Origin of the sequence: Opacimonas viscosa, assembly GCF_024199005.1 — a bacterium.
GTDB lineage: Bacteria > Pseudomonadota > Gammaproteobacteria > Enterobacterales > Alteromonadaceae > Opacimonas > Opacimonas viscosa.
In genome coordinates, this window is the sequence record NZ_JANATA010000366.1 from 1 (window position 1) to 226 (window position 226).

A 226-nucleotide genomic window follows, 5' to 3' on the forward strand; every position below is an offset into this window, starting at 1 on the left:
ATTTTGGCAAACTCCCAGGCCAGCTTTTCGCGACTTTTATAGTGCGCATCATACAAAGTATCGATCATTGTCATCGGGCCAGGCAAGGCCCATTTAATTGGCTGGTTAGTTTGTTTTCTGAGGAACCTGGCGCCATCGACAAACACCGGTTTGGTTCGGGACACCGGGCCAACCACCGTGGGTTCACTCGCTTCGTAAGGATTGCGAATTGTCACGGTTTCGCGCT

General features: G+C 51.3%; 1 pseudogene. It reads right to left on the reverse strand.

Going from position 1 to position 226, the window contains the following annotated elements:
- A pseudogene (locus tag NLF92_RS13950) lies at positions 1 to 226 on the reverse strand (methionine synthase); the annotation flags it as partial.